This is a genomic window from Brevibacillus sp. MS2.2, from assembly GCF_013284345.1.
Classification (GTDB): Bacteria; Bacillota; Bacilli; order Brevibacillales; family Brevibacillaceae; genus Brevibacillus; species Brevibacillus brevis_C.
In genome coordinates, this window is the sequence record NZ_JABSUZ010000048.1 from 23,772 (window position 1) to 39,840 (window position 16,069).

General features: G+C 45.5%; 5 protein-coding genes. All 5 read right to left on the reverse strand.

The genetic code is table 11. The annotated features are described in order from the left end of the window. Positions 1-4: 4 nt before the first annotated feature. Entirely contained in the window at positions 5-2,647 is a 2,643-nt protein-coding gene (locus HP568_RS27000) for a non-ribosomal peptide synthetase (protein WP_173630720.1), read from the reverse strand. A 28-nt stretch (positions 2,648-2,675) separates the two neighbouring features. After that, a complete protein-coding gene (locus tag HP568_RS27005; RefSeq protein WP_173630721.1) occupies positions 2,676-9,275 on the reverse strand; it encodes an SDR family NAD(P)-dependent oxidoreductase in 6,600 nt (2,199 codons plus the stop codon). 56 nt (positions 9,276-9,331) lie between these two features. Beyond that, positions 9,332-10,933: a hypothetical protein gene (locus HP568_RS27010; protein ID WP_173630722.1), complete on the reverse strand. Its 1,602-nt coding sequence runs from the start codon at positions 10,931-10,933 to the stop codon at positions 9,332-9,334. 62 nt (positions 10,934-10,995) lie between these two features. Then, complete coding sequence (locus HP568_RS27015) at positions 10,996-15,630, reverse strand: type I polyketide synthase (RefSeq protein WP_173630723.1); 4,635 nt, start codon at positions 15,628-15,630, stop codon at positions 10,996-10,998. Continuing rightward, on the reverse strand, positions 15,623-16,069 hold a 447-nt coding region (locus HP568_RS27020; protein ID WP_254551561.1), incomplete at its 5' end, for a phosphopantetheine-binding protein. The genes HP568_RS27020 and HP568_RS27015, both read right to left, overlap by 8 nt.

Here is a 16,069-nt window from a genome sequence, read left to right on the forward strand (position 1 = left end):
ATCCCTACTTTTTTAACAGACGTAATTTTTGCAATCTCGTTCTTTTCCCTTCTTCGATAGAATCGAGTCGGGCGTCGACTTGCAACTTCTGGACAGTGACCTCAGCTTCCAATACCTTTGCTAGCATGCTGACAGTGGGGTAAGTAAACAGCGTGACGACTGATATCTCTTGCCCTAACTGATCAGTCAATTCCTTGCTGATTTTAATCACATCAAAAGAAGTTCCACCTAAATCAAAGATCGTAGAATGAATGCCGATTGGATCGGTTCTGAGAACCTTGCTCCACACTTCGGCTATCTTTTTTTCCATATCCGTGTTCGGTTGAACGAATTCATGCTTTCCGCTCTGCTTGAATTCCATTTGGCGGAGTTGGGTATCATCCACTTTTCCATTAATCGTTAACGGTATGCTTTCGAGCTGAAGGATGAAGGACGGAATCATATAATCGGCGACCCGCGTTTGCAGATATTGCCTGATTTCCACCGGATCGAAGCGGTCTTCCTTCTTCTCTTTCATTACCACATAGGCACAAAGAATTTTGGTATCTTCTTCGATTTCCTGCGCCATCACCACTGCCTCTTGAATCGTTTCCATGGTTAAAAGATGAGAACGCACTTCATCCAGTTCGATCCGAAATCCGCGGATTTTTACCTGTTTGTCACGGCGCCCGATGTATTCTACTTCCCCATTAGGTAAATACCTGCCCAAATCGCCAGAGCAATAGAGGCGTTCCATCCGGTCTCCAATTTGGCGAAGCTGAAACCGTTCCTTCGTCAATTCAGGTTTGTTTAAATAGCCACGAGCGACCCCTTCGCCGCCAATCCACATTTCCCCGACGACTCCGATTGGCACCGTTTCGCCTTGTCGGTTACATACATACAATTGGACAGTAGAAAAAGGGACGCCGATCAGCTTTTTATTCTCTCGAATCTGTTGTGAGGTCACTTCTTTATAGGTCGTATGGACGGTCGTTTCCGTGATGCCGTACATATTGATCAGTTTGGTTTCGGGATATTTGTCATGCCAGTCAGCAAGCTTCGCAGGCAGTAGAGCCTCCCCGCCAAAAATAACATACCGCAAGCAGAGTCCATTGTTAGGCGTTTTCAGCTCTTCCTCAATAAACTGGTAAAAGGAAGAGGGAGTCTGGTTCCAAATCGTTACCTTTTCTTCTCTTAATCGCTGTACCAATTGCCGGTAATCTCTTTTTTGCAAATGGGGGAGCACCACCAACTTGCCTCCATGAAGCAATGCCCCAAAAATCTCCCAAACAGAAAAATCGAACCCGAACGAGTGAAACAGCACCCAAGTATCGTGACAGGTAAAATCAAACCTGTTATTTTCATGGAAAAACAAACGAACCACATTTCTGTGCTCGATCATGACTCCTTTGGGGTTACCTGTTGTTCCGGAAGTATAAATAATGTAGGCCAGATGATTCGGATCATGAACGGGCTCAAGATTGGTATCGGGATAAAGAAGCAGTTTGTTATCGTCGACAAACATCACTTCACCGCTAAAATGGCTGACGAGCTCCTGTGATGTTTGTGTGAGGATATGTGCAGCCTGGCTGTCTTTTAACATATATTCTATTCTGTGTGCTGGAAGGTCCGGGTCGATCGGCAAGTACGCGCCCCCCGCTTTTCCTATGGCTAAGATGCCTATGAGCATTTCTATAGAAGGCGGCATGAGAAGAGCAACGATCGATTCCGTGGTTACTCCTCGCTCCCGTAAATAATGGGCCAATTGATTCGCTTTTTGATTCAATTGTTCATAAGACAACTGCTCTTTTTCAAAAACAACTGCTGTATGGTTCGGATAGGTTCTGACACATTCCTCAAAAAGAGACGGGATGGTCGCCTTTTCCGGAAAATGGGCAGCCGTCTCATTGATCTGCGTGAGTATCTCCCAATCTCTCTTTGTGAGGATGGTGAGCTCTTTCAGAGGTGCTTTTGGATTATTAATCGAATTTTCCAACAAAACCAACAAGTGCTCCATCAGAACCTCGACCATCTCTTTATGGTAGAGCGAGGCATTGTAATGAATGCGAGCGCTAAGTTCTTCCAGCTTCCTGTCAAACACCAGGACAAGATTGGAAGACGCCCTGGCGAGATATTGCGGATCTTGAATGTTTTCTAAAATAACGGAGACGTCCAGAAAGTCCAAATCTTGATTGCCGTTTTTCAAGATTAACTCGATTGGATAGTTTTGATGTTCGATCGCTTCTGAAACGATTTGTTTGACTTGGCTGATCACCTCAATCAGACTCATTTCATTGGTGACCGTTATCCGAATCGGAAGTATCGTATTGATAAATTCCTCTTCCGCTTGTTGTCGGTAGATGCTTGTGCCCAACACAATATCTGTTTGTCCCGTATGCTTCATCAGCAATATGGCTGTATACGCCAGCAGCAATACATGCAATCTAGCATCGGAATGGTTGCTTATTTTTACCAGTCGATTGGCATAATCACCTGGGAGGGTATAGTCTATCGATTCCATATGAGACTCTGGCCCTTGAGCGTCTTTTTTGCCGTCAAAAAAGCAGCTCTTCTCTACCGTGCCTGCCATCTTTTCCTGCCAATACTCATACTCTTTTTTATATACGTCATTTAAATATGACACGTTCGTATAGAAATTACCTCCCATATGCTACCACCCCTATGCTTTCGATTGCTTAGAAAACGAAATCGTTTCCATCTTGCAGCAGCGCTTCTGCCCTTGCTTTCACAAGACCTGCATCCAGTCTAATGTCTTTTACCAACATGTCCGGATTCTCGACCACTTGCTTGGCAATGTCAAGAAAATGGCCGGTCATTGTTTTTATCGTTTTTCGGGTAAACAAATCTGTCGAATATTCCATACGTAATTCGATTCTATGATCATAATCGTAGACCCAGAGGGTCAAATCGAATTTCGATGAAGGATTACGGAAAGGATAGCGCTTGATTCTGACTTGATTCATCGTAATTTCGGCTGGCTTGAAATCTGGCAGCACGAGCATGACGGTGAACAATGGATGGGTACTTAACTGATGAGTCAGCCCCAATTTTTCCACCAAAATTTCAAACTGCACATCCTGATTCTCAAAGAGTTGCAGACTTTTCTCTTTTACTTCCACCAGATAATCCTGAAAGCTGGCGCTTGTCTCAAGCCGAGAATAGAAAGGCAGCACATTGGCAAACATACCAACCATTTGTGCCAGATCAACGTGATTTCTTCCGGCGAGGCTCGCTCCAATAATCATCTCTTCTTGCCCTGTATATTTCTGCAGTAATACGTTGAAGATAGCCAGCATGTTCATAAACAAAGTTGTCGTGTTTCGCTTCATGCCCGCTTTCAGCTTCGCAGTTAACTCTTCTTCTATATAGAACGAATAAATATCGCCGCGATAGCTTAGCACAGACGGTCGTGGAAAATCGGTTGGAAGCAATACATCCTGCACTTTACCAGATAATTGCTGCAGCCAGTACTCTGTTTGTTTGTCATATTCCCCTCGTCTAATCATTTCATTTTGCCACGCAACAAAATCGACATAATTCAACGTGACGGCTTGCAGGTCCTCGGACTGACCATTATAGAACTGGATCAACTCGTTCTGCAAAATCGAAACGGAGATATTATCCGCGACAATATGGTGAATATCAAATAGCCATACATATTTTTGTGTTTCGTACCGGATCACTTTTACACGCATTAAAGGAGGGTGCCGCAAGTCAAAAGGCTGCATAAATTGTTCAACCGCCTGTTGTAATTCCCCTTCCGCCATAACTACGTACTCCACTTGTAATTCGACCTCGTCTGCAATGATCTGTACAATTTCGCCATCTATGACGTCAAAGCCTGTCCGTAAAATGGCGTGCCTCTGAATGACCTGCTCAAAGGCGTATTGCAATTTACCAAGATCGAAATCTCCTTCCATGTAGGTAATTTCCGGAATGTTGTAAGCGATGTTATCTGGTTGAACCTGCTGCTGGAAAAACAGCCGTTTTTGCGCAGAAGACAAGGGATAGTATGCTTGCGGAGCAGTTTTCTTGATCCCCGTATATTCCTGTGCGATATGATACGTATCCATAATGTATCGCGCCAGCTTCTCCACTGTGGTTGAATGAAAAAATACCGTGATCGGGATTTTTATGTTGCTTGCTTGGTACAGTCGCTCGGCAACCGTCAATACTTTTAGCGAGTCTCCCCCAAGCTCAAAAAAGTCAGCGTCACCGGAAATATGTTCATGGCCCAACACAGCCTGCCAAATACTTGTGATGATCCCTTCCACTTCTTCTAGCGATAGGCTCAGTTTGTTGGCAACAGTCTTGTCGAACGCAGAAGACAAGCTGCTGCTTTGATCAAATGCGGTGACTTTCTCCTGTTTGTATGCTTCGAGGCGTTTCGGCAAATCTACTGTTGATACGATGAGTTGGTGATATCCAGTAGCGATTGCAGTATGAAAAAGCATGAGTCCTTCTTCTGGAGTCAGAGACGTGACCGAATTAGATAGCGATTCTTCTTGCGAGCGGTCAGAGACTGTCTTAGCCATCGGCAGGCCCGGGCTGTCTGTCTGATGATCCGAGGTGACTGCTGCCACCTGGTAGCCCTCTATTTCAATGATGCCCCTCCCCTGTTCATCCATAATCGTCAGATCAAACTCCACGATTTTGTTGGTCGGCTGAGTCGCTGACTGGCAACGAATATGACTGTACACTTTTTCCGGAACATTTCCGTGGATTATGATGCTTTTGAACGAAAACGGTACGTATTCGCCGTCGCTCGTTTTGGCATGATCCATATGAACCAAAGCAACGTCGATGATAGCCGGATGGAAAAGATACGAAACTACATCCCCCACAAACTCTTGTGGCAGCTCGATAAGAGACAGTCCTTGCTGTGAAGTGAATTTCCCCCAGGAATAGCTGTTCCAGCGTGGCCCGTACGTCAATTTACTTTCCCGCAGGTTATTGTAATCGTTTTTGCCATAATTGTTTTGATCGCAGGCATCGCTGATGGCCGTGAGTTGATAATCACGGGGATGGATGCGCCCTACGCCAATATGACCGCGTGCATGTGTGATCCAGCTAGCGTTTTGAGTGCCCGAATCACTTTCGATCGTAAACTGATAACCGTTATTTTCTCGTATCAATACGGTTCGGACATAAATATCGGCGCCGTCTTGCAATACAAGTGGCGTCAAAAAATACACATCTTGGATGTGCATCGCAGTTTCTAAGTTGGGGTTCAAAGCTTCATAGGCGGCGCATGCCATTTCCACATAACAAGTTCCTGGGAGCACGGCTTTATCTCCTACCCGATGTTCATCCAAAACCCAGTCTTTGCTCGTCTGAAAATGAGAAACGAAAGTCGTACGCCCCGTATTTTCTTTCACGAAATACTGGAAGAATGGGTGCTCCATCTCCTTATACGAAATTCCAGGAAGCACAGAGCTGTCTGGACGAAATGATGATGAAAGGCTCGCCATGCCGGTATCTTCCCACGTATCCCAATTAATTGTTTGTGTGAAGAAACCCTTTTTAGTATTCGCCCTGGAAAAAGCATCCAGAAAGGCATTAGCTGCACTGTACGCGACCTGTGCTGTCGGAGCGAGTACCGAGCTCAATGAGGAAAAGAGCAAAAGGAAGTCGATAGGCAGTGTCAACTGTTCAATCACTTTTTGCAAGACCGCGGTTCCATAAACCTTTGTCGCAAACACGGATTCGCACATCTCTCTGGTTCTTCTCTGAATGACGGCTCCATCGGGAACACCAGCTATATGGATAATACCGTTGATCGCCTTGTTTTTCTCCAGAATGTGGTTGAGAATCTGCGAGATTTGCCTTTCATCCGTTATGTCTGCTTGATACAGGTAGACTTTCTTGGCCGAAGTCTTCAGTTCCCGCAGGATTGAAATTTTTTTGCTTACAGGATCCTCTTCTCCATGAAGTTCATACCAGTTATTCCACTCTGTTTCAGGCAAAAACTGCGAACGGTTGATCAAAATTAGCGTCGCTTGATATTTTTGGGCCAAAAATTTTGCTACATGTAGTCCAATTGCTCCCAAGCCCCCGGTAATAACATAGACTCCCCCCTGCTTGAGCCGTTGAGAAGTCGTAGTAACAGATGTCGACAGATGAATTTGCTTGTACGCAGGCTCCCAGATGTACGCATGTCGAATGGCAATCAGATCATTTACGCTCTCTTGATTGTCCACCTGCTGCAGCAACATTCGGACTACATGCTGATTTTTGCGGCGGTCGACATCGATCAACCTGCAAACGATATGATCGTATTCTTTGGGGATGACGCGAACTGGACCTAACAGAGTAGCTTTAGCTGGTACGACAGTCTCATCTCCGATGACTTCAAAAACTTCGCTAGCCACGATGTCGATGGCAATCGTTTGCTGTAGCTGAAGCTGTCCAATTGCTCGGGCTAGGTTCAATAACGTGTGGTAGCCTAACCGATTCCATTCTCGCGCTTCCCATTGTCGATTGGGAGCGTCATCCTCATGCTGGAAGCACCAGAAATGAACTATCTTCAGAGGCCTGTCCTCTAGAATAGGCAGCTTCTTTAAGAGTTTGACCAGATCGTCTTGACTATCAGGGTTTACCGTATAGGTCTCTCCCCCTTGGTGTGTAAATACTTCTCCCATTTCGATACTGACAACTGTATGGCCTGAATTTTTAATTTGTTCGATCCAATCGATTACTTCGGGATCTTGTGTAGCGAAAACAACAAATAAACAAGGAGGAAGCTCCTTTGCTGTCTCTTTGTAATCTGAACGAGTCCATGATGGAATGTACAGCCAATCTTCGGGTTTCTTCTTGACAATCTCGCTATCGTCTTGGTCCTTCAACAGATTTGTCAGTTTTCTGAGTTGCTGGGCTTCTACCCCATATTTTTTCCGCGTAAAAGGATAGGTCGGCAGAGAAATGCGAGATTTTCTTTGATGCTTGTTCATCTCTTCCCATTTTATTGCGCAGCCATTTGACCACAAGTGACCAATCGATTCGAGAAGCTGATGCTCGAACCCGGAATTTCCTTGCAAAAGAGAAAGAGAAGTAGACTGGCTTTCGTTTTCGACTGCTGCCCCATCTGTCCCAAAAAGAAGCTTTTGGGCTTTGTCACCCGTTTCCTGCCTTGCCACAAGTGAGCCTTGTCGGTTAACGCACTCTCCTAAACGGTTCACCCAGTAGTCTGGCAGGATCACTTCGTGGGAAATCGTTTTCCCCGTATCGTAAGACATCACGGGTATGGAAGGCTGAGAGAGGTGTGTGAAGTGAAATGCTTCAAACAGCTCCGCCTGGAGTGCCTCCAGCAAAAACAGATCGTCTTCATTCCCGCTCAGTTCTTCCAAGAGCTGTCCTCTTTTTTCTACCAACATCAATGCATCTTCTAGCGAGAAAACATCGGCGAGACAACTTGCGACATACTCTCCGATTCCCACTCCCATAACAACTGTAGGTTGTACTCCGATTCGGCTCAACCATTTGGATAATGCCAGTTGGAAGAGAAAGGGCAGAATCTGCTCGTGTTGAGCCTGACTATTCACATTGAACAGAGTCGTTTTTGTGATTCCCAATATCTCGCATGTTTGAAGCAAGAGTGCTTCAAAATCTTCATGGCAATACGTGTTACGTAAACCCGCTTGATAAAGAGTAGCTGCTCTTCTGGGATCTATTTCGGAAAATACAAAATATGTTTGCGGGACTGCCTTCTTCGTTTCCGTGCCAATGGCTTGCATACTTTTCGAGCGCAGTGCAACGCATGCATCTTGAATAGTTTCGCAAGCCACATGCCGGCGATAGGAAAAATGCGCCCGTCCCATTTGCAAGGTATAAGCGATGGCGGAAAGGTCTGCACCTGGATTTCCTTTTGCATATTTGACAAAGTCGTCAATCGCGTGATCCAGCTCTTCTTCTGTCTTTGCGGAGAATACCAAAAGCTTGCTCTGCTCCGCTTCTTCCTGAACGCTCCGCGGGGATGGTGCTTCTTCCAACACAACGTGCGCATTCGTTCCACCCACTCCAAAAGAACTGACACCCGCTCGTAGAGGTCCCGTTGAATTAACCCATTCTGTTGCTTGGTCTACCAGATAAAAAGGAGTATTTTCCAGCTCAAGATTTTGATTCGGCTTGGAAAAGTGCAAGGTAGGCAGCAAACACTTGTTGTCAATCGCCAATACTGTCTTGATCAACCCGGCAATCCCGGCTGCGCTGTCGAGGTGACCGATATTCGTTTTGACTGAGCCAAGCCCACAGTAATTTTTTCTGCCCGTTTGAAAAGCTTTGGTCAGCGCTTTGACTTCAATCGGATCACCTAACGCTGTCCCGGTCCCGTGTGCCTCGATATAACTGATCGTGGTCGGATCCACGGCGGCCACACGATGAGCAGCCCGAATGACTTCTACTTGTCCGTCTACGCTTGGAGCGGTGTATCCGACTTTGCGGTTGCCATCGTTATTGATTGCAGTCCCTTTAATGACCGCATAAATATGGTCCTTATCGCGCAAGGCATCTTCCAAGCGCTTTAAAATCACCAATCCGATTCCATTGCCCACTACTGTTCCGGTGGAGTTGGCATCAAAAGCCCGACAATGACCGTCTGATGACAAGATCATCCCATCCTGATAGATGTATCCATATTTGCTGGGGGTAGTGATGGATACTCCGCCTGCTACTGCGAGGTCGCACTCACCACTGACTACCCCTTGACAAGCTACGTGAACAGCAACCAATGAGGTGGAACACGCAGTAAACAAGGTATAGCTGGGTCCGGTCAAATGCAGTTTATAGGATACTCTTGTGCTCATTAAATCTTTGTCATTCAAGTGGGCGATTTCAAACTCCTCGGCTCCGTTGTGAGAGCCTGCGGATATCGATAACGCCTCCCAGCGAAAGTGGGGACGCCCCCCCACATATACACCAATGGAGTCATTTGTCACTCCTGGAGGATAACCCGCATCCTCGAGTGCTTTCCATGTATGCTCGTGCAACAACCGGGTCTGTGGGTCCATATATTGTGCTTCATTTGGCGTATATCCGAAAAAGTTATGATCGAAATAATCACTCTCGTCAAGATATCCTTTTGCTTTCACGAAGTCCTTCCTTTTGTACACTTCTGCTAGAACTCCGGCCTCTTCTAATTCTTTATTTGAAAAAAAAGAGATACTCTCTACGCCATTCTTGACGTTTTGAAAAAACTGCTCAAGGTTTTTGGCCCCCGGAAAAGCACCCGACATTCCAATGATGGCGACCTCTAACCCTGTTCGTGTGTCCTCATTCATGGTTACCCTCCTTTTCTCTTGGTTTCATATCTAAGCAGCAGCTTTTCCGGGCATGCTTATTCCTCTGCCATCAAGGTCATGGCAAAGATATGTATATTTGGACAATCTGGCAACTTTATACGCAATATTTTTTTTCGCTGATTCAGTTCGTATTTTTGTACCAACAGCCTCACGGGGAACTCCAAAATTTTGACCTCTCCCTCTTTACGCTGCGCGCCTTTTCCTACCCATGCTGTTGTTTCACCAAATATCGGCTCCAAATACCAATCGGTAAATTGGATTGGAATGTAGCTCACTTCGTTGTCTTCATACAAGATCTCAATTCTCTCCGCGTAACTTCCGCACTCTGAACATCCTAAGAGCATGATGCTCGAATAATAGCCTTCAGGAACCTTCATGTCTTGCCCAGCACAAGAGATATTATCGTTTATATTCTCGCCAAACGCAGAAAGAGAAAATTCCATCCCTTCTACGTCCCATATCGTCTGATCCGGCAGTTGATCGATCAAAAAATACTCGCCCATCAGAGTCAAATCTGCTCTACAAGCAGGGGAAACCAACTGACTGAACCCTTTATTATTGCAATAATCCGAGATATCCATGTATTTCATCTTTCTGTGCTCAGTAGCCGTTTTCCCATGCTCCGCTTTTTCAACTACCTGATTATTCTGTGGTCTTTCTTCACAAATGGATCGTAGCTTTACGGCAATTGTTTCTTCGAGTTCTGCTACCATTCGTATTTTACTAGCAGCTCGCTGTATTAATTGGCTGTCACTCGATTGATAATATGCTTTGGTAATCATCGATAAGATAGTGCTCCACTGTGCCGCAGCATATGCTAGATCATTGATCAATGGAGCTAAGTCATCTACCTGGTACTTTGTTTTCACATATTGCAATGCGGTTGAAAAATGTTTTCTGCCGTTACTGATCGAGTACAATACAGTTAACAAAGGAGACATCCATACCTCCTTTGATCCGTTAAACTCGACCTCGACAGTAGGCAAGTGCTCCAAAACTTCGGCAAAACTTCTCATCATATCAAAGGAATTCGTTTCCTGATTCTGAAAGAGTGTCCGGCTCAATGCTTGCATGATGAGTTGTTTCCATTCAACGCCTTCGCTAGCATCTGGAAGTTTTCGGAATAACGCAATCCCTCTGTATTCATGCTTAAAACAATGTTCGATCGGAATCGTTACATTTTTCTTTTCATAAAAGCAATCTACTAGCGTATAGCAATGATTCTCCGAATCCACCCCTACGATTAAACCGGTATGAATGGAATGGTATTTCTGGTAACCATGACTCCACTGACAATAATAGGAATCCAAATCAAAGGCAACCGGCCTAGATTCTTTCAGCTCGCTTTCCACAATAGCGACTGTATCCTGCAAGGACTTATTCCCCATAACAATGATTTCGATGCCATGAACTTGCTTCAACAAAGTCAGCATGTCTCCAATGCCTGACGTAATGCTCTGGTATAGCTTCCCTGAATTGTTCCATTGTGATAAGTCGAATGTAAACCCCCACGATTCTAAAAACATAAGTTCATAGTCACGCTTCCACCAAGAAGCGACTGTAACGATGGTGTCCTCTTTGCAATTTCTCGATTCATGATGAATGGGGGTAATGTCTAGGTCTAAGATTGCGTTCACAATTGATCACCTTTTTTAGTTTATGGGGAACTGTCTTGCCATTTAATTATCCATGGATCGCCTCACTCCTTCTTCCTTAAATGTAATTGTTTAGTTAAAAGATCTCTTCCAACGACTTCCCGTTCTTTCAACCTTTTTTCCTCGAATTCATCATTTGCATCGTTTTCGTCTTGCTGGATTCTTTTCGCCAAACTAGAAATAGTAGGATTGGCAAAAAGATCGACAATCGGGATTTGTCTATTGAATTCTTCGTCCAATATAGATTTCATGCGTATCAGGGTTAAGGAGGTCGCTCCCAAATCAAAAAAATTATCATGGGTGCTGATCTCCTGGATTCCCAAAAACTCCTCCCAAATTTCCGCTATTCTTTGCTCGAGTTGATTGGACGGTTTTTCATAATCAACCATGGAAGAAGTATTTTTCCGTTTTTTCCGTGCGCTTTTGACCGTTACAGCATTTCCTTCAGGACTCCCCTGAAACCGAATCCATTGATCCAGCCGCATTTCCAAATCACCGGGAGAGTGGACAAGATGGTGATAGCGATCGACTGACAGTACCCGACGAAGCGCTTCGATCCCCTCTTCCGGGGTCATAGCCAGATCACCGATCGATGACTGGTACCCTATCTCGACCTTTTCGTGATTCCGCCAAGCCTCCCAATCAATGGTTTTCCATTTCACGCTGTGTTGCTTATTTCTCTTATTCGTATAGGAATCCATGAAAACATTCGCTGCCGAGTATGCGGCAAAGCCATATCCGCCCAACACAGCTGCCGTCGAAGACATGAGCAGACAGAAATCAAGTGATTTTTGTTCCAAGACTTGGTCGAGTACAAGCAATCCGTCTATTTTGGGCTGAAAAATGGTTTGGCAGAGATCCGCATTTAACTGATCGATCGGATTCAAAAATTGATCCCCCATGTTTGCTGCACAATGGAAGACGCCATGAATACTTCCATGAGTTGCTTCGATCTCAGCAATAATATGGGACATCTGCGGGTAGTCATCGACCTGCCCTCTATAAACTTCTATGGTGGCTCCCAGTTGCTCTGCTTCCATCATTTCGCGAATTCTCATGCTCCGCGGGTCATCTTCCGGATGGTTCTTCAGCCACTCTGTCCACTCCTGTTTCAATGGGAACGACCTTTGGATAATTGCTATCGTAGCCTGATACTGTTTGGCCAGATAACTGCCTATGATCCAACCGATCATGCCTGCTCCGCCAGTAATGACATACACGCCGTTTTTTCGAAAAGGATCAGTCTTCGCTTCTGTAAGCTTGATCGGTTGATAGCTCGGAACCCATCTCTGGAAATGGCGATAAGCAATCAATCTGTCCGAAATCTCGTGAGCAAACTCTTCCACCACCATTTGTGCCATCCGCTTTACATCTTCCGCAGCTTCAAGCGCAGCGGTCTGAATATCGACAGTCAAATGACGAATGTTTTGCAATTCTTGCGGAATGACATGGCCCAACCCAATGAGCGGAGAATGCTCCGGGAACAACGTTTCCTGCCCGGTGACGGCCATCGCTTCATTCGTCACAACAGCCATTCGGATGACTCTGTGCCTGTCATAACGCTGTATGCAACGAACGATATACATGATGCTATAAAAACCAGTTTGCTGCGTCTTGTGAAAAGCTAAAACATCCAAAGGTGCACTTGATTTATGCCCTGCACTCCACAAATGGAGTACATGATCGATTTGAATGTTGTTCTCTGTCAGGCTGACAAATAGTTTTTCGTAATCCGAAGAGGAAGTCGGATTCACCGTATAAGCACGTTCGTCGATTGCAAATTCAACACCCTCATAGATGACGATTGGGACCTGACCGGTAGATGACAGCTCTCGAATGACCTCATTGCTTAACGAATCCCGATTGGCAAACACAAGAAAAGTCTGCTGATCAGCCAGCTTGGCATTGGGAGGCAATACCTTCTGCTGCCAAAGAGGGGCATAAAACCAATCCTCGATGTGCGGCTTTTTTTGCATTATCAATTTTCTGGCGATTTGCTTGTCGTTCAACAAGTGAAACGGATTACCATCCAACCAATGATATTCGCGCTCAAATGGATAGGTTGGCAAAGATAGTCTATTCCGCTTCTCATATTGGTACAGCTTCACCCAATCAATGGAATGACCTGCTCCCCAAATCTGACCCAAACGGGTGTACAGGTAATACAAATCGTCTACTTTTTCCTGTGGGTTTCGAATGATATTGAGAATCGTATGTGACGAATCTCGTTGAATAAAATAACGCAGAAGCGCACTTAGGTTCCGGTCAGGTCCCACTTCAATAAAGGTTAGCGCGTCTTCTTGCAAAATTTCTTGCAAGCCACGAGCAAATCGGATTGGATCAGTCAGTTGTCTCGCCCAGTAGTCTGGGTCTGTTGCCTCCTCGGCAGTAATCCAGTCACCGGTCATGTTGGAAATAAAAGAGATGAGTGGCGGGTGTAACGGAATCTGCTTCATCTCCTCTGCGAATGCTTGCTTGATCGGCTTCATTAAATCGGAGTGAAGCGCATGGGAAGTGTCCAACCGAATACATATTTGCCTCAACGATTTTAGCTGTTCCTCAAACTGCTCTACCGTTTCCTTGGTTCCCCCCACTACGCACGATGGTCCATTGACGATACATAAGGAGAGATTCGCGGGAAGCAATGGCACCAACTCTGCTTCAGTCATTGGGACACTGAGCATGGCTCCCTCTTCCGTCAGCTTTATGAGCTGCCCTCTTCTAATAATCACGCGAATGGCGTCTTCCAGTGAAAAAACACCTGCCAGGCAGGCGGCGGCAAATTCCCCAAAGCTGTAGCCGATCATATAAGCAGGTTTGACGCCAAGTTCCATCAGATACTTTCCAAGCGCGTATTCAAAAATGAATACAACCAGTTGGCTGATATCGATCTGCTTGATTTTTTGGCTGGCTTGTTCCCAATCTGTTTGCGGAAACATCCATTCTTTTATGGACACATCCAGGTAACGGTCCAAAATTTCAAAGCAGTGATCCAGCTCTTTCTTAAATAAAGGCTCGAAACGATATAATCCGAGTCCCATCTCTACATATTGATTGCCCAACCCTGGAAACATGAAGACGATTTTCTTATCTGTCTGATCGATAGCACTGGTAAAAATCTTCCGTGAACGCTTTCCTTTTTCGTTTCCAATCGTTTGTAAAATGTCAGCCAATTCATCGGTATGGTTGGCAACGATAAAGCGTCTGTGCTCGAAGGCTTTTCTTCCGATTTGAAGGGTAAACGCCAAATCAGCCAATGAGACATCCGGGTTATTGCGGATATAGTCGGCCAGATTTTTGCTGGACTGATCCAAAGCGCTTTCGCTTTTAGCTGAAATCAGGATGAGCTGAGATCCTCTGCCCTTTGACGACTTTAATAAAGTGGGTGCTTCTTCCAGAATGACATGCGCATTGGTGCCCCCTATCCCGAACGAGCTGACTCCTGCCCGCAGTGTGTCGCTGACCGTGGATAAATCGATCAGCTTGGAATTAATCACAAAGGGAGAATCGGACAAATCGATTTTTGGATTCAGCTTTTTGAAGTGCAGGGTAGGAGGCAACAATTTATGCTGCAAACTTAGCGTTGCTTTGATAAGGCCCGCTACGCCTGCAGCAACATCGAGATGGCCGATATTAGATTTTACCGAACCAATCCTGCATACCCCTTCACCACTGCCAAATGCCGTACGTAACGCTTCCAGTTCAATCGGGTCCCCCAGTATGGTACCTGTGCCGTGTGTCTCTACAAACTGAATGCTCTCAAAATCAACCTCAGCTAGTTGCTGCGCCGTTTGGATCACCTCAACTTGCCCTTCGACACTCGGAGCAGTATAGGCGCTTTTTCGGGTTCCATCGTTATTAATCGCGGAGCCCTTTATCACCGCGTAGATATGATCTCCATCAGCAACTGCTTCCTCATATCGTTTCAAAACGACGACTCCCGCCCCATTGCCTGGTACTGATCCTTGGCCCTCCTCGTCAAACGGCCTGCAATGTCCATCCGGAGACAAGATCATGCCCTCCTGATACTGATAACCCGACTTCAAAGGCAAAGAGACGCTGACACCTCCTGCCAAGGCAATATCGCATTCACCGTTTAACAATGCCTGTGCGGCAAGATGGACAGCCACCAGCGATGTGGAGCAGGCTGTATTGACGGTAATACTCGGTCCTTTTAGATTCAGCCGATGCGAGATTTGCATGGACATAAAATCTTTGTTCGCTAACTGGTTAGCCGAAAATGGTCCGAGCAACTTGGAGCTGTCGGATAAAAAAGAAAGGGACTGCCAATAAAGATTACTGGCAGCTCCCGCATACATCCCGATCAAGCCCGAGTAAGTGTCAGCACAATACCCTGCATCCTCAAGCGCTTCCCAGACACATTCATGAAAAATACGAACTTGTGGGTCCATTACCTCGGCTTCAAGGGGAGAATAGTTAAAAAATGAAGCGTCAAAACGTTCACAGTTCTCCAGGTAGCCTTTTGCACGAACATAATCTGGACGAGAAAGCATTTCCGGGTCCATTTCACTATCCGCCAGTTCCTCCTGGGAAAAAAACGTGATCGTTTCTTTACCATTTACCAGATTGCTCCAAAAGCCTTCGATGTCCTGCGCTCCCGGGAATCTTCCCGCCATGCCAATAATGGCAATCTCGAGTCCGTTTAGTTGTTTACTCATCACTATTTATCCCTTTTCTTTTTGATAATCGTTGTGATCTTTTGGCATTGCCCTGAAGCAACAACTCTCTACGTCTTGGCTCTGGAATCGATTGCAGACTGTTTGCATTTGTTTTCTGACTTATATAAGTCAGGAAAGATTCGATGGTTCGATATCTGTACAGATTGGCTATCGAAATGTCTCGATCTATCTTTTCTATCAGCAGCTTATGCAAATGGATGACACTGAGGGAATTGCCTCCAATCTGGAAGAAGTCATCACCTATGCTGACCTTGTCGATCTGCAGTACTTCTTTCCAGAGCAGTGACAATTGTTTTTCCATCTCGGTTTTGGGAAGAACCACTTTCTCTTTTTCCAAGCCCACTTGGATACGTGAAAGCGATTTTCTGTCAATTTTTCCGCTGGAGGTATAAGGCAGTGCATCGAGCTGTTGGTAATA